Source organism: Dyella flava, from assembly GCF_016904955.1.
Lineage (GTDB): Bacteria > Pseudomonadota > Gammaproteobacteria > Xanthomonadales > Rhodanobacteraceae > Dyella_B > Dyella_B flava.
Map to the genome: position 1 here is coordinate 39448 of NZ_JADIKE010000031.1, position 20044 is coordinate 59491.

Genomic DNA, 20044 nt, shown 5'->3' on the forward strand with positions numbered 1-20044 from the left:
CCATCGACAGTTTCGCGACGTGGTTCCAAGTATGCGCCTTCTTCTGACGATGTGTTCACGCGCTGCTCCAACGCTGCACAGCCGGGACACCAAACCGGCGACCGGCCCACTGTTTATAGGTTGATTTACCGATGCCTCGCGTCGCAGCGATCAGTCAAGACCGGACACCTGCTGGGAAATAGGCGCCTTGAGCGAATGCGACCTGGAGCGTTCCAAATCAGCCAGCGCAACGACGCCGCATAGCCTGCTTTTGCCATCCAGGACACCGCTTCGACCGTGGAAGCCCCTCGCCTGGCAGGCCATTGGCGCATGAATTCCGCACAGAAGATACGCTAGACCTGCCGCTGTGAAAACATCGGATAACTATTGTCAACAGCGGCATTCACGTTATCCATGGTTGCCGTGTTCGATACCTACATTTGGTTCACCGCACGGCAACAGCACGCTTGATAACGTGCTTCATCCGATTGATATCGAGCAGCAGTGCGGTGAAAAAGAAAGCCCATGCAAAAACCCACGCGGCACAGGGTCAGGCCAAGCGCCGGGCGGCAGCGGCACACGCATCCTTCGGCGCCTACATGAAAAAAACCTCCGAACGGCTCGGCCTGCGCGATCCGGAAGAGCCATCGCAAGGTCCGCTGCGCCTCGATGCCCCCAACTACAGCATCGAACGCCTGACGCCTGCGGAGGGCGCCTATAACGAGTACACCAACGATGAAGCGTCCTACCTGGAAGAGGAGGACGCACCGCACGACCTGCTCGAAAGCCTGTCGGCAGACGATCCATCAGACCCGCTACAGGAAGTGGACGAAAGCAGCGCGCGCAATGACCTGGCCATTCTCGATGACATCAACGTCATCATCACCGGACTGAGGGATGCCGACGCCACTTCGATCGACATCACGGTGCAGAACGGCGTAGTGATACTCGATGGCGCCGTCAACGAAGCCGAGCTGCGCAGTGGAATCGAACAAGCGATAGAACTGATCCCTGACGTGAACGAAATTCGCAACCGGCTTACCGTTCGCGGTGAGCACGAATATCCCCGCTGGGGTGACGAATAAACGTTCGGTGAACCCTATGGATTGGGCTCCAACCGCCCAATCAAAAACACTTTTCATTGATGATGCCTTCGCAGATCCGTGATCTGGCCACTCGTAGTGTCGGAGCCGGCTAAGGGAAGGGCCATGCCTCTTTAAGCGATTGCATTTTGATACGGTCTGTTTGAATTCGAGGGAGCCGGGTCTCCCTCTTTTTTTGCGTAGCGTTTGCACAAGTGAAAGATCCGCAGCGTTGCCGCTTTTCCTCCTCTCCCCTCCGGGGCACGCAGGGAGAGGGAGTCGTCATGAGCACCCACGTCTGCTCAGGTATGCCAAAGATGCTTCAGCAAACCGTTGGCGCCCTCGACAGGATCCATATCCGGCAGCGGTAGATTGGCGATGCGTTCACGCATGGCATCAACCGGCGGGCCCTTGCACAGATCCCAATCCTGTCCGCCTGGATAAGCACCGACCACCAGGAAGTTCTCGTCAGCGAACACGCGCCGATGCCCCACGCCTGCCGGGATCAGCAGCACCTGGCCGGCACGCACCGGCACTTCCGGACCATCAGGCCCACCCAATACCAGCCGCGCATAACCGTCAACAATGCCCAGCACTTCGTGGGAGGTGGTGTGGTAGTGGTGATAGGCGTAGACGCCGGCACGCCAACGCGGCAACCAGCCGTTCTGCCGGAACAGCGTTTCCATTTCCTGCGGCGCGATGTCCTTGCGCCGCTCAAACACATTGAGATAAAGAATCACCGGTAAACGCGAGTTGTTCGGCACCCAGCCGTTTTCAGCAAGCAGAAAGGTGCGCACCTGCTGCACGGGATTAACCGTTCGAAGGCAGCGGCTTGCGCTCAGGTACGTTCTGCGGCTCGTGGGGCGTATCGGCGTCAGGCGTTTGGGTATCGCGCTTACTGGTTTGCGGATGCGGCTCCGCATAACCGGATTTGCGCGGCAGCTTCTCGGTTTTACGGTTCTTCATAACACGCTTCTTCACTACGTGACGGCTCAGCTTGAGCGCGCCGACGCACAAAATGTGTGAAAGAAACGCCAACCGAAAACGCCTCATTTCATCACTGTTAGAAGTCTTTTTGATCACGCTTGCTGATGCAAACTGCCACCCTGCCCTCGCGGCCAGCGTCACCAGAACCCCCTATGGCTGTATCTGCTGAACGGTCAGACATTGCAGCCGCCTCCGCAAGGCTCGCTGGACCGCGAGGACAGCCACCACAGCGATCGCTTGCAACACGTCGACGCAGACGTGTGCGGCGATTGCGTACGCTTGCGAGTCGCTGTCGGCTCTGAGGACCGAGGTGAGGGGCCAACCTCGCGGTGAACTTTCAAAGAAACATCGACGAGGTTCTGAATTTCCCGGCAAGTGCGGCCCCTCACCCCAGCCCCCGGATCAAGTCCGGGGCAGGCTCTCTCCCCAGAGGGGAGAGGGAGCTGTTACGGCGAGACTGAAACACCACCTAGCCCTGATCCTGATGACAGTGCTGCTCGTAATGATAAGTAGGATGCGCGGCCTGATAATTCTCCTGCACCGGTTTACCAGGATAACCACTGGCCACCACCCCACCCGCCGTTGCCAACTCGCTACCCTGCCCGGTACCGACGGCGGTGTGCCCCAACGAACCGCCACCCGCCGTACCCACAGTGGGCCCGGCAATCGGCTGGCTATCTTTCGGTGGCCCCGGCACCCTGACCGTCTCACACACCACACCCAGCGGATGCATAACACCGGTCTGCGCATGCAATCCGCCAGCACTGCCACATGCGATCAGGCAAGCCAGCGCACGGCCGATGCCCAACGCCACGCCCGCCGCCAAAGCCACGTTGTCATGGAAACGACGCATCGCCTCACCTCTGCGTTTCGGCTGTCGACACCGGTAAACGTGTCATAGCCACAGTAGCCAACATGTCGACGCCGGATGACGGCGCCGCATAGAAACCCGAACGCCTGCGCAACGTTCAGGCGGATGAGTCGGTGGAAGGCTGGAACGAAGATGTGTCAGCGGAAGGCGACAAAGGAGGGGCGTTCTCGAAAATGGCCGCGCGCAGCTCCCGCGACAACTCATCCAGGGTAAACGGCTTGCTGATCAGGCGGACTCCGTGATCGAGCACACCGTTGTGAATGACCGCATTGCGCGTGTAGCCGGTCATGCACAACACCGGCATATCCGGACGGCTGTCCTTGACGGCGTCCAGTAATTCCTTGCCGCTGCAACCGGGCATCACCACGTCGGTAAGCAGGACGTTGATCTGCGGATCCTTGTCGATCATGTCCAGTGCGGTGCTGGCACCGTCGGCTTCCACCGTCTCGTAACCGAGCTCCTGCAACGCGGACAGTACGAAAGCGCGCACATCGGCATCGTCTTCGACCACCAGCACCTTGCGCCGCTGCGCAAGCGGCAGTTCCAGCGGTACTTCATCGAGGGTGATCGCATCAGCCATGTTGAACACATCGCGCGGCAAGTAGATTTTGACGGTGGTACCAACACCTACTTCGCTATAGATCTTTACATGACCGCGCGACTGTCTTGCAAAACCGTGCACCTGACTCAGCCCCAGTCCCGTGCCTCGGCCGACTTCCTTGGTGGTAAAGAAAGGATCGAAGGCCCGGCTGATCACGTCGGGTGTCATGCCCTTGCCGGTATCGGTGACGGCCACCATTACGTACTGACCCGGCTCCACTTCGTCGTGTACGTCTGCATAGGACTGATCCAGCAGCGCGTTGGCGGTCTCGATGATGATGCGGCCGGTGCCGTTCATGGCATCGCGGCTGTTGACCGCGAGATTGAGGATGGCGCTTTCCAATTGCGGCCGGTCGACGTGTGCATGCCAAAGACCATCGCCCTCCACACTCTCGATCTGGATATTTTCCCCCAGCATGCGATGCAGCATTACCGACATATCCCGCACGCACTGGTTGACGTCGACCGACTTGGGCTTGAGCGGCTGCTGGCGTGAAAAGGCCAGCAGGCTGCGGGTCAATTCGGCCGCGCGCATGGCGCCGCCGAGCGCGTTATCGGCCATCTTGCGGCAACGCACTTCGTGTTCCGGCAGACGGCGAATCAGCATCTCGAGATTACCGACGATAATCGCCAGCATATTGTTGAAATCGTGCGCCACGCCGCCGGTGAGCTGGCCGAGCGCTTCCATTTTCTGGGCTTGGCGCAACTGTGATTCGGCGGTTTCCCGCTGCAACATTTCCGCCTGTAGCGCCAGGTTGGTCGCTTGCATGTCATCGGCGTAGCGCTGCGCCCTGCGCACCATGACCAGCGCAACGCCGCCGGCCAGGACAATCATCGCCAGCACCAACGACAGCATCAGGTTGCGGCGCAGTGCCGCCGCCTGGCTACGCTCCTTCAGCATCTGGTTTTCGACCCGGATGAACTCATCCACATCAGCGCGAATGTCGTCCATCAGGTTGCGTCCAAGGTTGGTACGCACCAGGATCATGGAAGCATCCGGGCGATGCGCGGTGCGATCGGCGATCGTGCTGGACAGTTCAGCCAGCTTGGCGTCGATCAAGGGATAAAGGTCGCTCAGCTGTTTCTGGTGGGTGGGGCTATCGGCGACCAGTTCGGACAACTGTTTTTTTTGCGCGGCAATGTCGCTTCTGGCCTGGAAATAAGGTTTGAGGTACCGCGCATCACCGGTGAGCAAATAACCGCGCTGCCCGGTCTCGGCATCTTTCACGGTGCCGACAAGCTGCGTAATGGCCTGCCTGACTTGCCAGGAGTGATTGACCAGCTCGGCAGCGCGCTCGCTGGAAAGCATGCTGGCCAATACAAAGGCGCAAATGAGCCCGAGCAGGGCGATACTGCAAAGGATGTCGGCGCTGATGGTGCGCCGTAACACCTTTCTGCCTGACTGAAACCGTTGCGCGACGTCAGCCATGACTTGGGTTACATCCGATATTGGCGCAAACCGGCGTGCTGGGCGCTAGTGGCCATGAGCGAGCGCAGTGATTTTCTGCAGCAACGTGTCCCTACAAAATGGTTTGGCCAAATAGCCCATCCAGGCATGCTGGCTTATCTGCCCCGGAGGCACGCCTCCCGACATGACCAACAACGGGCAATCAAGCCCTTTTCGGCGCATATCCATGCCCATTTCGATCCCATTGACGCCTTGCGGCAAATGCAGATCGGTAACGATGACGCCGATATCGTGGCGGCCCGCGGCCTTATCCCTCGCCTGCTCGGGACCATTGGCGCAAATGACGTCGTAGCCGGCATCCTCCAGCATGAAAGCGGTGACTTCGAGGACGTCGGGCTGATCTTCAACCAGTAGCACTGTCGTTGCCATCGGAACCTCTTTGCTGAGGTTTAAGCGTCCCACAAGCGGGAAATTTAATGACGACTTCCTGCATGCAGTGTGAAGATGGCATGTATATGAAGTTTCAGCGCACGCGCAAGCTTTTTTATTCACATGCGGAGAACAACAGGCTGCTTAGTTTGTTAATTGGCCACTTAAAGCAAACGACGAGCCAACCATGCAGAAACGAATAGCCTTGATCATATTCATCGTCGTGCTCTGCCTGTTCCTGTTGTTCGGCGCGTATCGCGCCTTGCGTCATGAAGAGGCAAGACCGGCTACGCGGCCGACGGCGGCTTTTCTGGTAGCCGGCATCAACGCTATCGCGTTTATGGTTGCAAACCCGGTGCGCAGAGCATGGCCATCCGCGCCATCCGCTGCCGCACGATAGGCCTCGGCACTATCGGCCGTGGCGCTTATCAGGGTATTGAGGATGCCGATATCACTGTCATGGATATTCATGCTTATATCCTGGTTGCCGTTTTAGCAAATCAATATGCGTTGCACAGGCTTCGTGCGGCAGCGCAAACGCGATCGACCGTGAAGCCGTATTTGCGCAAGAGCACGTCGCCACTGGCTGATGCTCCGAAATAATCGATACCCAAGGCGATGCCCTCGCTCCCGGTGTACTTCTCCCAGCTCTGGGTTGCACCCGCCTCCACCGCAACGCGTGCGGTCACCGCCGGCGGCAGTACCTCGTCGCGCTCTGACCTGGACAATGCGTCGAACAACTCCTGGCACGGCATGGAGATGCAGCGCACGGCGAGGCCTTCTTCGGTCAGTCGCTTGGACGCATCGAGAATGAGGCCGACTTCGGAACCGCTGGCGATCAGCAGTACACGCGGCCGGCCGTCGACCGCATCACGCAGGATGTAGCCGCCTTGGCGCAGGCCTGTGGCGGATTCGCAATCGGCTCGATCCAGCGTTGGCACTTTTTGACGGGTCAATGCCAGCAGCACCGGCCGGCCCTTGGTCTCGATGGCTAGCTTCCATGCCTCGGCGGTTTCATTGGCATCGGCCGGGCGAATCACGATGGCATTCGGCATCGCACGCAAGCCCGAGAGCTGTTCAATCGGCTGATGGGTCGGACCATCTTCGCCCAAGGCGATGCTGTCGTGGGTAAACACGTGGATGACATGCAGACCCATCAAGGCCGCGAGCCGAATCGGCGGACGCATGTAATCGGAAAAGATCAGAAAGGTCGCGCCGTAAGGAATAAAGCCACCATGTGCACCCAGACCGTTGACGATCGCACCCATCGCGTGTTCGCGCACGCCGAAATGGATATTGCGCCCGGTATAGGCCCAATCACTTTGCGGTACGCGCAACGGCTCGAGCTGCCCAGTGGGCGGTGGATCGAAATCACCGAACTGGTCAAGCGCGGTCTTGGTGGAAGGATCCAGGTCGGCCGAGCCACCGACCAGCGCCGGCAGCCGCGGCGCGATGGCATTCATGATCTTGCCGGAGGCTTCGCGCGTAGCCAGCCCCCTGGCATCGGCATCGAAAGACGGGATATCGTGATCCCAGCCGATCGGCAGTTCGCCGTTCAAGCGTGCCAGCAGCTCATCATGCAAATCCGGATAAAGGCCGCGATAGCGCCGCATCCGCTTGACCCAGTCGTCTTCCAGATCCTGGCCCAGCTTTACCGCTTCGCGCATATAGGCAAACACCTCGCCCGGTACGAAGAAATCAGGATCAAGCCGCCATCCGTATTTCTCCTTGGTTTCGCGCACGCCATCCTTGCCTAGTGGCGCACCATGCGCCTTGTAACTGTCTTGCACCGGCGAGCCGAAGCCGATATGCGTGCGCACGCGAATCAAGGAAGGACGTGCGACTTCGCGGCGCGCCTGACGCAACGCCTGCTCGATGCTGGCCAGATCGTTGCCATCTTCCAGGGTGGTCGTGTGCCAGCCGTACGACTCAAAACGCTGGATGCGGTTTTCGGTAAAGGTGATATTGGCGTCGCCGGCCAGCGTGACCCGGTTGTCGTCGTACAGGCAGATGAGCTTGCCCAACTTCAGATGCCCGGCCAGCGACGCCGCTTCCGAGGCGACGCCTTCCATCAGGTCGCCATCGCTGGCCAGCACATAGGTGTAATGATCGATAACCTTGTGACGACCGCGGTTATAGCGCGCGGCCAGATGCGCCTCGGCCATGGCCATGCCGACGGCGTTGGCGAAACCCTGCCCCAAGGGTCCGGTCGTGGTTTCCACACCGGGCGTGTGTCCGCGCTCGGGATGCCCGGGGGTCTTGCTGCCCCATTGCCGGAATCGCTTCAAGTCGTCCAGGGTCAGGTCGTAGCCGGTCAGAAACAGCAGGCTGTAGAGCAAGGCCGAACCATGTCCGGCGGAAAGCACAAAGCGATCGCGATCGGGCCATTGCGGGTTATGCGGGTTGTGCTTGAGAAAATGCGACCAAAGCACATACGCCATGGGCGCGGCATCCAGCGGCAGGCCCGGATGGCCGCTGTTGGCCGCCTCCACCATATCCACGGCAAGAAAGCGCACGGTGTCGATGCACTGCTGATCAATCTTTGACATGGGAGTTAGCCGTCACGACGGTAACCAATGGCGGCCAGACTGACCTACCTGCGGTTACTTGATCGTGATCGCATGATCTACCGGAAGTTACCCAGGTGAACGCCATGTCGGCGCGAATTTCAGGAATTGCTAAATCGCCACGCCATTGGTATGGCTCGACATCTCTTCCGTGCAGGCATGGTGTCCGCAGTCGCATTCTTCCTCGGTAACGCGCGCACCCGTCCGGTTGTCGTTATAGCGGCAGGAATCGCTGCAATATTCCTGGTCCTGCTTGATCATGCATTCGCACGGGCATAAACGCATTTATGGTCGACTTGCATGATGCCGTCCTCCCAATGAATGAGAACTTCGCACACGCTGCAACGAGAGCGGCGTGATGCTGAAGCTTATTCCGATTTCCGATCCCTCGCCGCAGCGACCACCGCTCACGAATCCGCAGCCCGCGCCACCCGTGATCGGCGATCGCAGCGATATACCGCCCGTGCCCCAGGCATGCACACCCTACAGCGTTTGCGCCATCGCCAGATGATGCTGCAGCGTCGGCAGCGTCTGCGTCGCAAAGGTCTTCAGATCACCATTCGAGCCGCCGGAGGACTCGGCAGTGAACAGCGCCACGGCGTCCTGGTGATCCTTACGCATCATGTCGGCATAGGCTTTGTCGAAATCAGCGCCCTTCAGGGAATCCAGCCTGGCCAGATCCGGTTGTTGTTCGACCATCGCCGTACCGGCGAGGGTAAAGCCATTCCGTTGCGCGATCGTACGCAGCTTGTCATTGGCGGCGGCGTGATCACGCACCATGCTGGTTGCAAACGATTTGATCTTGGCCGACTGCGCGTGCGTCATGGCCATCCGGCTGGCGATGACCTCGGTATCTCCCGCCGCCGAGGCAGCCATGACGAAATGGGCGTCACCGCCTGCGGACATCGCCGGGCTGGCGGTGGATGATGGCGCGGGCGATGATTGCGCCCACAGCGCGCCGGAAAACGCGACGGCGCCCGCCAGCGACCACAGCATTGCACTCTTGCTCAAGCCATTCATGATTCGCATCTCCGCTTATGAAAGCGGCTTCGACGCTAGCAGCGGTTTTGTAACCCGCGTGTCTGCATAAAGCGAATGAGACGCCAAGCCGGTTCACGCGGCGGATAAGTCCATGAGATCCTCGTGAATTCGTCACACGTACATAATCTTGCGGAACTTATGGTGATCGCCTCACGTTCAGCCCAATGGAGCTGTCACCATGAGCGATTTCCTCGTGGCCTACTTTCATACCCAGCGGGAAGCTGTCACTTCGGCAAACAAGTTGCTGGCCTATGGTGTGGAGCGTGACAAGGTCATTCTCCACGTGCCGGGGGAGCCTGCGACGAGGCTCGACAATATGAAGTCCGCGCCTGCTGCCGATGAGGCGCTTGTGCATCCGCATATTGCCCAGCCCTCCTACGACCTGCGCTCGGAAGAACCGCAGGAAGCGCCTCAATTGAGCACAAGCACCACGCTTGCCGTAGCGCTAAGGGATCACGCATCCATCAATGATGTGTGTTCGGTGCTCAAGGAGACTGGCGCGTATCTGATCGATGTCACTGAGAAAAACGTGGCTCAGGAATACCCCGACATGTGATGTCGTTGTTGTTCGCCTTGTCGATCCCGTTATGGATCAGGTCGGCCGAAGCAGCACCGCTCTGTGTCGGTTGCGTGGGGATACACCTGCGCCAAGCCGGCAGGCGTCCCTGCCGGCGCGGATTCACCCGTGTAAGCAATATCGTTCGTTAACGCGAAGGCTTTACGCAGCCCAGGACGAACGGCGGATCACGCTGCAGAAGTTGCCTGCATGGAAATGCGGATCCTTATCGGCGATCACATCGGCCTTGACGTTGCCGAAGGTGGTGTCGGGCTTGTGTTTGATGCCGTTGTAGAAGGTCTGGATGATGTCTTCCTTGAACTGGTTGCCGCGCGGATGCGCGCGCACCACTGCTTCACGGTCGACATCACTGAACGTGTCATAGGCAATGCCAAGTACGTCCATTTCGACGCCCGCGGTCACCAGCGCAATCAGCGGATGCATGTGCTGCGGGATGCCGGGCGTGGTGTGCAGCGCGATGGCCGTCCACACCGTGTCGATATCTTGCTGATTGATGCGGTGGCTCTTGAGGAAGTCACGCGCGGTATTGGCACCGTCTACCTCGAAACGCTCGGTGGCGCTGCTGTGTTTTTCCGTCAGCCCCATGTCGTGGAACATCGCGCCGCAGTAAAGCAATTCCGGATCGAACTTCAATCCACGATGTTTGCCGGCCAGCGCGCCCCAGTAGTACACGCGGCTGGAATGGTGGAACAGCAGCGGGGAGACCGTGTCGCGAACCACGTCGGTGATTTCACGGGCAAACTGGCTGTCGGGGACGGCAATGCCGTTAACGTTCAGAGACATGGCTGATCTCCATGGGTTGGGGGGAGCCCCATTCTCGGCCTCCCACCCCATGTCCTCAACAGGCGTAATACGTCGTATACTGCCATTTCGCGCCGCATGCGGACACGCGGAAAGTTCATCGGGACGGGTAACGCCAGCATGACCAAGACAATCGCCATGGTTGCCCTGCAAGGGGTTCAGCTACTCGATGTTTCCGGCCCCCTGGACGTGTTTGCACAGGCGAATATCGAAACCGGCGAGGAGTTCTACGCGCTGCGGGTTATCGCTTGCGAGCCCGGCCCGCTGCGCAGTTCATCCGGGGTACGGCTGCTGCCGGACGGCGTCGCGGGCCAGGACCTGGGCGAGCGCATCGATACCTTGCTGGTGGCCGGCGCCCCGCATGCCGGAATGGCGGTCCTGCCACCGCCTACCGTGAAATGGCTGCGCGCGACGGCCATGCGCAGCCGGCGTTATGGCTCGATTTGCACGGGTGCATTTGTGCTTGCGACAACCGGTTTGCTGGATGGACATCGCGTCACCACGCATTGGGCGGCGACGGAAGATTTGGCACGCGCCTTTCCGACGGTGCACATCGACGAGGACGCACTCTATGTCCGGGATAGGAAACTGCGCACGGCGGCGGGTGTCACTGCGGGTCTGGATCTGGCGCTGGCGCTGGTCGAGGAAGATCTGGGCCGCGATATCGCCAAGCGTGTCGCCGCGCAATTGGTCATGTTCTTCAAGCGGCCGGGCGGGCAATTGCAGTTCAGCCGAAAAGGCGAAACCCGGCCGATGGGGCGCTCGGTGCTACAGGAAGTTCAGCGTTGGGTGGCGGTCAACCCGGAACTCGATCACAGCATTGCCGGCATGGCAAAACACGCAGGCTTGAGCCCGCGCCACTTCGCGAGACTTTTCCACGCGGAAGTCGGGATAACGCCCGCAGCATGGGTGGAAAGCGCCCGTGTCGCCGCAGCGCGAACCTTGCTGGAGAATGGGCACGACACGCCGAAACAAGTCGCCAGCAAATGTGGCTTTGCCAACGCTGACACCTTACGCCGTGCATTCAAGAAGCATGTCGGCGTCACGCCTGCTGATTATCGCAAGCAGCATGCGTTGTTGATCGAATAGCTCTCGCGACGCGCCGCCCGACGCATTGCATCTGCTGCCGGGCGGCGATCCGGTTGACGGGTTCTGCATCAGGCAGATGGCAGAACCCGACACGTTTGCGGATTACGGCGCCTTGCCCTGCATCTGCTCGACGATGGCCAGCGACTTTTTCACGTGATCTTCCGGATGCAGATGATCGGCTTCCGAGGAAAACATCGCGACGATCTTGCCGTCACGGCCGATGACAAAGGTCGTGCGTGGAATAAAGCCGTGATCGATGGTCTTGCCGCGCACATCAGTCAGGCCGGGCTGTGCTGCCGTCAACTTGAGATCGTAGGAAGCCGCGATCTTGCCGTCGGCATCGGAAGCGACCGGAAACTTGCCGGCGCAGTAGTTCGGATCGGATGAAAAGGTATTGAGACGCTGGATGCTGTCGGCGGAAACACCAATGATGGTGGCGCCGGCTGCGTCAAACTTGTCCTTGTCGGTCGCAAAGGTGTGCGCTTCGATATCGCAGCCGCCGGTATAGGCCGAGGGATAGAAATACACCACGACCGGCCCTTTCTTGAGCGCCTGCTTCAGCGAAAAGGTGAAATCCTTTCCGGCCAGGCTGGCTTCGGCGGTGAAATCAGGTGCTGAGGCGCCCTGGTTGAGTGCGGCAAAGGCTGGCATGGCCAGGCACAGGGTGGCGGCCAAGGTGCCGGCGGCCATCGATCCCAGAAGATACTTTTTCATTCCTGCAGCCCTCTTTATCAAATGCGTCATGTGGATAGGTTACGACAGCCATCAAGCCACGCCCTGTTCGTGCTTCGCTGCGGCCGGCGTGATCGTTACATCAAAGTTATCCATCGATCAGATGGCCATCCGCGCAGCGGAGCGGCTGGCCTTCGGCATCCAAGCCCTGGCTATACGTGTTGCCATGTTTCAGTATCACGTAGCCAGCTTTACAAAGTTCACCTGGGCGCAGTCGCCGTCGTCCCGGGCTTGAGTCTGCCGCTGGTTGCGAAGCCGTGTCGTAAAAAGAAGCTTGCGTGAGTGCCGTGTCGACCGGCTGAAGGTTGCCGTCCGAAGCGTGCACATGCATGTAGCGGTACATTGGAATGGTGAGGGCGGTCATCGCGACCGCCAACAAGTAATACGCCCAATCGGGCAGGCCCTTTCGCTTACCAGCCATCGCATCCCCCTATAGGGGCAAGCTTAGGGCCAAACGCAGGTTGCCGGTATCTGGGTGTAACTGGCGCGTTTCAGCTTTCCAGGGCAAGGCGCTGTTTGATCAGGCGCCTGGAGTCCGTGAGGATGGCATTGGAGCGCGTCGGGCTGGTTTCAACGCGGGCCAGCGATAGTGCGCCAACCAGCTCGGACATCATCGAACGGGCCTCGGCTTCCGGATGCTCATGTCCCAGTTCGGACAACTTGCCCTGGATGACCTGTGCGAGCCGTTGCGTACCCGCTGCGAACTCCGCACGCGCTTCTTCGTTCAAGCGTGGCAGATCCGACGACAGTGCAGCCATCGGGCAACCCACGTCGCGCGCATCGCGATGTTTCTTGGACAGATAGAAATCGATGTAGGCGGCCAATCCCGCTGCCGGCTCACGACCATTGGTTTCGTGATCCAGCTTCGCCGATGCTTCGAGGAACATCTGGCCGATAGCCGCAGCAATCAGCTCGTCCTTGGATTTGAAATGCGCGTAGAACCCGCCATGCGTCAAACCGGCCTCGGCCATCACGCCGGCCACGCCAATCCGATCCGGACCGTCACCGCGTATGGCCTTGGCGGCAACCTGCAAGACCTTTTCGCGGGTCCGCTGTTTTTGCTCGGTGTCGTAGCGCATGATGGCCTGCCTTTTTGAATGACGGGCATCATACTGCACGATCGAACGGTCTTCATGAATGGCCGGCGTGGACCGCCTGGCGCATCGCCGAGCGATGCTTCAACCGAACGTCACAAGTCCTTTCCGGCAGCGCGTTCGGCTTCATGTTCTCGCGCATGAATCGCAACAATCCCGCGCTACACTGCCCCGGTTAAGTGCCAGCAAGAGACGCGACATGAAGCAACAGCCACCTGCCCCGCCTGCAACGCCTGCCGACACCAACGCAACTTCCAACGACGCTCCCGATTTCAGCCGACGCACGTTCCTGACCGGACTGGGCGTCGCTGCCGTCGCCGTGGGTGGCGGACTTGGCGCGTGCAGCGGTTCCCAACCTTCCGGCAACGCCACATCGGCGGCCAGCAGCGCAAGCGGCGCCGAACTGGATCACCTGCTCCGCGAGAAGGTGAAGAACATTGTGGTGATCTTTGCCGAGAACCGCAGCTTCAATAATCTGTTCGGTGATTTCCCGGGCGTGGAAAAGCCGCTGTCTTCGCTGGGCCCGCAGGACTATCTGCAGCTCGATCGCGATGGCAAGACTGCGCTGCCGCATTTACCGGAAGTGCCGGGTGGCTGGCTGCTCAGTGATCAGGTGGCCGGTGGCATCACCTACCCGGCCGGCCAGCAATACCAGACCCAACTACCGAACGCACCTTTTGCCTTGAAAGGCCCGAAGGGCGAACATCTGCCGCTGTCGCTGATCACGCACGATCTGTGGCATGTGTTCTATCAGAACCAGATGCAGATCAACGGTGGCAAGAACAACATGTTCGTCGCCTGGGCCGACTCCGCCGCCTTCACCATGGGGCATTACGCCAATACCCATTACGACCTGCGCATGTGGGATCTGGCCAGCGAGTTCGTGCTGTGCGACAACTTCTTCCAGGGCGCTTTCGGCGGCTCATTTCTCAATCATCAATACCTGATCTCGGCAGCGGTGCCGCGCTACCCCGACGCGGACACCAGCATTGCGCAATCGCAGATCGCCGATACGGTCAGCGGTCGGCCGGATGATCCCAACCTCAAGCCCCTGGATCATTCTCCGGCCAGCGCGATGGATGGCATTCCGCGCTTTGGGCCCAGCGCCTTGACGCCGGTCGAGACGCTTGCCGACGGCAAGAAACTCAGTTACGCGGTCAACACCATGTTCCCGCCGTATGCGCCCACGCCGATCAAGCTGGGTGCAAATGGTGTGGTGGATTTCACCCAACCTGCCAATGCGATGGCCCTTCCGCCGCAAACCCACGAGCACATCGGCGACAAGCTCGACAAGCGCGGCGTCGACTGGGCGTGGTACGCGGGCGCTTATCAGGAAACGCTGGATACCCACGGCGCGAACACGTCCAACGGCGTGCCGGTGGTGCCGAATTTTCAGTATCACCACCAGCCCTTCAACTATTTCAGCAATCTGGCGCCCGGCACCGCGGCACGTGCGAAACGCCTGCGTGACGGCGGACTGGGTGACGACGAAAGCAGCAATCATTTCCTGGCCGATGCACGCGCCGGCAAATTGCCTGCGGTGACGTTCTACAAGCCGCAAGGCAATCTGAATATGCATGCCGGCTATGCCGACGTGGCCTCGGGCGATCGTCACATCGTGCATGCGGTCAAGGCATTGCGCAGCAGTCCGCAATGGGAAAACATGATCGTTATCGTCACGGTCGATGAGAACGGCGGCTGGTGGGACCACGTCGCGCCACCCAAGGGTGATCGCTGGGGGCCGGGTGTGCGCATTCCGGCGCTGGTGATTTCGCCGTTTTCCAAGAAAGGCCATGTCGACCATACGACGTATGACTCGGCCTCGATCCTGCGCCTGATGACCCGCGTGTTCGATCTGGAAACACTGGACGGCATCCGCGACCGCGACAGTGCGATGACCGCCCGCGGGCAAACGCCGATGGGCGATCTGACCAACGCACTGAAGCTTGAAAGCTGATGTGCTGCTGCGCAAACCCTTCTCGGTGCAAGAGAAGGGTTTGCTTGCAGCACTTACTTGGTGCCGACCAGGGCAGAGATAAACGCCGGCCCCACTGGGCTGCCCCATCCCGTCACCAGATCATAGCCCGCCACGGCCTTGAAGCCGCCGTTGCTGCCGCTGGTGATGTCGTGGAAGTAGCTGTGGTAGTTCGAACCCACGCCAAAGTTGTACAGCGCCGTGTTGAGAAAGCCGATGTTGCCGACGCCATCTGCCGCGGCCTGCTGATTGGCCAGGGCAATCACACCGGCCAGGCGCGGTGCGGCGTAGCTGGTGCCGCCCACATCGGTTTCAAGCTGGCCGTTGCTGTAGGTCGGATTGTCGAAATTGCCTTCGAGCGCGATATCCGGATCGTTGCGATATTGGGTCGAGCCCTTGTTGCTGCTGTTGATCACGCCGGCCAGTTGCTGATAGCTGGGAATCGAATAACCTGCCGACGACAGATAGCCACCGCTGCTATCGGACCACGCCGTTTCCGACTCCCATGATCCACCTGGGCCACTGGTGGTGAGATCGGTCGCACCCACATCGGTGATGTACGGATCCAGCGACGGCGGCGCCCAGTTGCTGGTGGTGTACGAACCGGCATCACCACTGGCGTTGACGAAGGTCTGACCCTGCGCCTGAAACTCCTTGTAGATGGAATCGTCGCTGCTGCCGAAGTCGCCGCCGCCCCAGGAGCTGGAAATCACCGACGCGGTGTCGTCGCTGGCCATCTGGTTAAGAATGTCGCCCGCACTGCTGCCTTCGTAGAAAAGAATCTGCGTCAGGCCGGGCGCCATGCCGGCGAGATTGGCGATATCAAGAATCTGCTCGCCATCGCTGCACGAACTGGAACCGGTGCTCGGATTGGTGCAGGCGCCGCTAAAGCCATTCACCAGTACATTGTTTACTGCCACGCCCGGATCGGTGGCGCCGGTGGCCGAGTAATAACCACTCAGATCGCTGGCCTGATAGCCATCGTAGGAGAAGATCGCCGCCGTCTGGCCGCTGCCGGTTAGCGAACCGGAGCCGTAATAGGCGGCGCGAATGTCACTGGGCAGGTAGTTGCCGCCTGGACCGGAGCCGGTGGAAGCATGCGCCACCTGCGCCTGCTCCGACGCCGGACGATGACGCATGTGCGTGAACGGGCGCACGTAGTTGTCCAGGCCGTTGATATGCAGCAGTTGCACGCCAAGATCCACCGTGGGCTCGCGATCCGGCGCGAAGAACAAACGGTTCTCGGTCGGATGCTGATACTGGCGCATCGTCACATGCAGCGCGCGATTGATATCGCTCACCTTGCCTTGCACGTCGACAATATGGCGATTGGCGGTGGTCGCGGTGATGCTGAGGTTATTGGCCTTGGCCCATGCCACGACCTTGTCGTAGTCGGCCTGGCTCGGCTCGAAACGGGCGGTGAATTCCTTCGAATTCAGGTAATGGTGATAGAACGGACTGCCCGGATCGTAGAGTTGCGCGATCAGGCTATCCAGTTCGCTCTCATTGCGCAGCGGTAGCACCAGCCCAAGCTTGAGTTGCTTGTTGGCATCCAGGGCCTGCGCACTGATGGCCTGTCCGGTACGAACCGCGACCGGTACGTGGTCCTGCATCTGCAAAGAAAAAGCGCCGGTGCCGGCGCTCGCATAACTGGCTGGTGCTCCCACCGCCAGGGCCCCGGCAATCAACAGCGCCGGCAAAGTGCGCTTGAAGCGCGACAGCTTGCTTACCGAAGACAACTTGGTAACAGAAGACGACACATGCATGTTGCAATCTCCCTAAATAATTCGAGCAATGTGAGGCACGAACAGGCTTCAATGACCATGCCAGGCCGGTGACGATGTGCTTTTCCGTGCCGTAAGGTTGAATCCCCTGTATTTCGTTTCCGGCTGCCCCGTTTGCATGGCCCGCAACTTATACCGAAGGGGTACGTGAAATTTGGATGATGCAAAAACCCCTTGTTTTGCAGGCTTTCGGCGCACTGACGAGATTTGCGCTAACGTAAGCGCCGCGTAAGTTGCGCCGCGCATATACGCACACTTCACACCTGCCGTAATAAAGCAGCTTGCTTGTTTTGCATTTGATGTTCGATCTACACGCCCGCCACATCCACAGCCAAGACGGTGCCTTGATCCATGTCACAGAACGCCCTGCCCAACCCGGATAGCGCTCCCGACAAGCGGGATATCGAAGCGCTGGTCGGCCTGATCAAGCAGAAGCAGCACGTCCAGGCCGAAGCCTTGGCACGCCAGCTGGTCGAACAGCATCCGTCGCACGGTGCGGCCTGGCAGGCACTCGGCGCATCGCTACGGTCGCAGGGGCGCATCGCCGAAGCCGTCGATGCACAACGGCATGCCGTCGCGCTGTTGCCGTGGGATGCGATGGGACATTACGTGCTGGGCGAAAGCCTGATGAGCATGCAGCAACTGGCCAAGGCGGCGGAAAGCTTTCACTGCGCGCGTACGATCAAGCCGGATTTTGTCGATGCACACTTCAAGCTCGGCAATGCGCTTGCCATGCAGAATCGCTTCGCGGAGGCGATCGAGGCCTATCGCCAGGTGCTTGCACTTCGCCCGCAATTCAGCGAAGCCCACGCCAATCTCGGCTTTACCCAGATGAGCGCCGGCGACTACGCCGACGCCGAGACGCACCTGCGCGAAGCCTTGCGCGCGCATCCGAACAGCGCGCCGATTCATAACGCCATAGGTGTGGTGCTGTACGGTCAGGCGCGCATGGCAGAGGCGGCGCAGAGTTTCCGTCGCGTCACCATGCTGCTGCCGAACGACGCCGAAGCGCATGCCAACCTCGGTAACGCCTTGCGCGAGATGGCCTCCTACCCCGAGGCCGAAGCCAGCTATCACCGTGCGATCGCGTTGAATGAGCGGTACGCCAGAGCACATTTCGACCTCGCCGGCCTGTTGTATATGCAGGAACGCTTTGTCGACGCCGAGCAGAGCTATCGCCGCGCATTGGAACTCAAGCCCGACTACGTCGAAGCCTGCAATAACCTTGGGCGCAGCATCCGTCGGCAGGGACGGCTTGACGAAGCGCGCGAATGCTTCGATGTGGCGATGACCATCGATCCGGACACCATCGAAACCTATTTCAACCTGGCCTCGCTGCGCACGTTCACCACGGAACATCCCGAACCGGAGCGGCTCGAAAAACTGGCGCACAAGCTACCGTCGCTCAATGAAAACTCGCGCATCCGTTATTGGTTCGCATTGGGCAAGATGCGCGAAGACCTGGGCCGTTACGAGGGCGCGTTTTTCGCCTATGCCGAGGGCAATCGCCTCAAGCACGCGCAAATCTCACCCGACGAGACCGGAAAAATTGCCTTGATCGACAACGTGCGCGCGGTCTTCGACGAACGATTCTTCGCCAGCCGGTCGGTGTCCGGGATATTGAATCGGACACCGGTGTTTATCGTGGGCATGCCACGCTCCGGAACCTCGCTGATCGAGCAGATTCTTTCCACCCATCCGGATGTGCACGGCGCGGGCGAACTGTCCGAGCTGGAAAACGTCGTGTTCGCGCTGGCCACCGGAAGCGGAAAGCCGGCGGAGTGCTATCCGGACGTGGCGGCAAGCCTTTCAACCGAAGCGCTGCTGCGACTGGGCGATACCTATATCGACCGCGTGTGGAAACTGGCGCCGCAAGCGACGCACATCACCGACAAGATGATGTCCAATTTCGCGCACGTCGGCATGATCCGGGTGATGTTTCCGAACGCGAAAATCATCCATGCGATGCGCGACCCGATGGATTCGTGCTTCTCTTGTTATGCCACGCTGTTCGCCAAGAACAATCTTGAATTCGCCTACGACCTGGCCGGCCTTGGCCGGTATTACCGGCGCTATATCGAGCTGATGCGGCATTGGCAGCGCGTATTGCCCGCGGACTCGATACTCGAACTGCGTTACGAAGACATGGTGGCGGACACCGAAGGACAGGCACGCCGATTGCTCGATTACCTCGGCCTGCCCTGGGATCCGCGCTGCCTGAACTTCCATGAGAACAAGCGCGTGGTCAGGACCGCCAGCGCGGCGCAGGTGCGCCGACCGGTATACAAGTCTTCGGTAGCGCGCTGGAGGCATTTCGAGCCGCAGTTGGCGACCTTGCTGGAAGCGGTGAAGGATTATCGCTAGCGCTCCATAAAAGTCATCCGCAACGTTTCAAGCCACCTCACCGTCGCCCCGGCGTACGCGGGGAGGGCACCATGGATGTGCCCGGCATTGAGGAGCGAGGAAGGCCGGGGCCCAGCGTCTTTGCTACATCCAAGTCACCAGGCCCCGGCCTTCGCCGGGGCGACGGACAAAAACATGGGGATACCTCGGGCTTCACGTCCTTTTGCTTTTACGCGCCTTCACTTGAGCGGCGGCTGCAGCTTTCTTCTTCAATTTGCTTTGGTTGTATTCAATCGCCGCACGAACGAGATTTTTCAGCGCACGCTTGTCGACCTTGTCGCCCTCGAAAAAATCGATAGCGCGTCGCGCATTACCTTCAAAACCGGCATTGAACAGCTTGTCAGGATCCGGAATGCTCGCCCCGTAAGCGAAGGTGAGCTTCACCTTGCCTTTGTGGGCATTGGCAACCGCGATCAATCCATCGCGCGACCACACCGGGCTACCCATCCATTTCCATTCCTCGATGATTTCCGGATCGGCACTGAGGATCGCCGCACGAACGCTGGCGAACGTTTTGCCACGCCAGTCGGTGATACCGGCAATCAGCTGGTCAATGCGTTCGGATGGATTCATGGGACCTTCGTGCCTCGCCTGTGGATCCGTTTTCATGCGCCAGGCATCGAAT

20 protein-coding genes are annotated in these 20044 nt (G+C 59.9%); 5 read left to right on the forward strand and 15 right to left on the reverse strand.

Annotated features, from left to right (window positions below; all coding sequences use genetic code 11):
- Positions 1–488: 488 nt before the first annotated feature.
- Complete coding sequence (locus ISP19_RS06755; protein WP_204680602.1) at positions 489–1064, forward strand: BON domain-containing protein; 576 nt, start codon at positions 489–491, stop codon at positions 1062–1064.
- 299 nt (positions 1065–1363) lie between these two features.
- On the opposite strand, the gene ISP19_RS06760 is transcribed toward ISP19_RS06755, so the two are convergent.
- From ISP19_RS06760 to ISP19_RS06800, 9 genes are all read right to left on the reverse strand, one after another.
- Entirely contained in the window at positions 1364–1867 is a 504-nt protein-coding gene (locus ISP19_RS06760) for a cupin domain-containing protein (protein ID WP_284385173.1), read from the reverse strand.
- A 4-nt stretch (positions 1868–1871) separates the two neighbouring features.
- Complete coding sequence (locus ISP19_RS06765; protein WP_204680734.1) at positions 1872–2189, reverse strand: hypothetical protein; 318 nt, start codon at positions 2187–2189, stop codon at positions 1872–1874.
- Between the two features lie 328 nt (positions 2190–2517).
- Complete coding sequence (locus ISP19_RS06770; RefSeq protein WP_204680604.1) at positions 2518–2901, reverse strand: glycine zipper 2TM domain-containing protein; 384 nt, start codon at positions 2899–2901, stop codon at positions 2518–2520.
- A 115-nt stretch (positions 2902–3016) separates the two neighbouring features.
- Positions 3017–4948, reverse strand: coding sequence for a CHASE3 domain-containing protein (locus ISP19_RS06775; protein WP_204680605.1), 1932 nt, complete (start codon positions 4946–4948; stop codon positions 3017–3019).
- Positions 4949–4993: 45 nt separating this feature from the next.
- On the reverse strand, positions 4994–5356 hold the full coding sequence (locus tag ISP19_RS06780) for a response regulator (protein WP_204680606.1): 363 nt from the start codon (positions 5354–5356) through the stop codon (positions 4994–4996).
- A gap of 267 nt (positions 5357–5623) precedes the next feature.
- The gene (locus ISP19_RS06785; protein ID WP_204680607.1) at positions 5624–5827 is read right to left on the reverse strand and encodes a hypothetical protein; all 204 of its coding nucleotides are present in this window, start codon (positions 5825–5827) and stop codon (positions 5624–5626) included.
- 29 nt (positions 5828–5856) lie between these two features.
- Positions 5857–7905 carry a transketolase gene (gene tkt / locus ISP19_RS06790; protein ID WP_204680608.1) on the reverse strand — a complete coding sequence of 683 codons (2049 nt, stop codon included), beginning with the start codon at positions 7903–7905 and terminating at the stop codon, positions 5857–5859.
- A gap of 129 nt (positions 7906–8034) precedes the next feature.
- Positions 8035–8184, reverse strand: a complete 150-nt coding sequence (locus ISP19_RS06795; RefSeq protein WP_204680609.1) for a hypothetical protein — start codon at positions 8182–8184, stop codon at positions 8035–8037.
- Positions 8185–8406: 222 nt separating this feature from the next.
- Positions 8407–8943, reverse strand: coding sequence for a DUF4142 domain-containing protein (locus tag ISP19_RS06800; protein ID WP_204680610.1), 537 nt, complete (start codon positions 8941–8943; stop codon positions 8407–8409).
- A gap of 199 nt (positions 8944–9142) precedes the next feature.
- On the opposite strand from ISP19_RS06800, the gene ISP19_RS06805 reads away from it, so the two are divergent.
- On the forward strand, positions 9143–9520 hold the full coding sequence (locus tag ISP19_RS06805; protein ID WP_204680611.1) for a hypothetical protein: 378 nt from the start codon (positions 9143–9145) through the stop codon (positions 9518–9520).
- A 162-nt stretch (positions 9521–9682) separates the two neighbouring features.
- On the opposite strand, the gene ISP19_RS06810 is transcribed toward ISP19_RS06805, so the two are convergent.
- The gene (locus tag ISP19_RS06810) at positions 9683–10324 is read right to left on the reverse strand and encodes an HD domain-containing protein (protein ID WP_204680612.1); all 642 of its coding nucleotides are present in this window, start codon (positions 10322–10324) and stop codon (positions 9683–9685) included.
- Positions 10325–10462: 138 nt separating this feature from the next.
- Here ISP19_RS06810 and ISP19_RS06815 point away from each other — a divergent pair, with 138 nt between their 5' ends.
- A complete protein-coding gene (locus ISP19_RS06815) occupies positions 10463–11431 on the forward strand; it encodes a GlxA family transcriptional regulator (RefSeq protein WP_204680613.1) in 969 nt (322 codons plus the stop codon).
- A gap of 102 nt (positions 11432–11533) precedes the next feature.
- Here the strand turns inward: ISP19_RS06815 and ISP19_RS06820 are convergent, their stop codons facing one another.
- The 3 genes from ISP19_RS06820 to ISP19_RS06830 form a co-directional block, all read right to left on the reverse strand.
- Positions 11534–12145, reverse strand: a complete 612-nt coding sequence (locus tag ISP19_RS06820; protein ID WP_204680614.1) for a peroxiredoxin — start codon at positions 12143–12145, stop codon at positions 11534–11536.
- 106 nt (positions 12146–12251) lie between these two features.
- Positions 12252–12584 carry a hypothetical protein gene (locus ISP19_RS06825; RefSeq protein WP_204680615.1) on the reverse strand — a complete coding sequence of 111 codons (333 nt, stop codon included), beginning with the start codon at positions 12582–12584 and terminating at the stop codon, positions 12252–12254.
- Between the two features lie 70 nt (positions 12585–12654).
- Positions 12655–13242 carry a TetR/AcrR family transcriptional regulator gene (locus ISP19_RS06830; RefSeq protein WP_204680616.1) on the reverse strand — a complete coding sequence of 196 codons (588 nt, stop codon included), beginning with the start codon at positions 13240–13242 and terminating at the stop codon, positions 12655–12657.
- Positions 13243–13456: 214 nt separating this feature from the next.
- On the opposite strand from ISP19_RS06830, the gene acpA reads away from it, so the two are divergent.
- Positions 13457–15214 carry an acid phosphatase gene (gene acpA / locus ISP19_RS06835; RefSeq protein WP_204680617.1) on the forward strand — a complete coding sequence of 586 codons (1758 nt, stop codon included), beginning with the start codon at positions 13457–13459 and terminating at the stop codon, positions 15212–15214.
- A 53-nt stretch (positions 15215–15267) separates the two neighbouring features.
- Here the strand turns inward: acpA and ISP19_RS06840 are convergent, their stop codons facing one another.
- Positions 15268–16998, reverse strand: coding sequence for a S53 family peptidase (locus tag ISP19_RS06840; RefSeq protein WP_204680618.1), 1731 nt, complete (start codon positions 16996–16998; stop codon positions 15268–15270).
- Between the two features lie 369 nt (positions 16999–17367).
- On the opposite strand from ISP19_RS06840, the gene ISP19_RS06845 reads away from it, so the two are divergent.
- Positions 17368–19380 carry a tetratricopeptide repeat-containing sulfotransferase family protein gene (locus tag ISP19_RS06845; protein WP_204680619.1) on the forward strand — a complete coding sequence of 671 codons (2013 nt, stop codon included), beginning with the start codon at positions 17368–17370 and terminating at the stop codon, positions 19378–19380.
- A 192-nt stretch (positions 19381–19572) separates the two neighbouring features.
- On the opposite strand, the gene ISP19_RS06850 is transcribed toward ISP19_RS06845, so the two are convergent.
- Positions 19573–19992, reverse strand: a complete 420-nt coding sequence (locus ISP19_RS06850; protein WP_204680620.1) for a DUF1801 domain-containing protein — start codon at positions 19990–19992, stop codon at positions 19573–19575.
- Positions 19993–20044 lie beyond the last annotated feature (52 nt).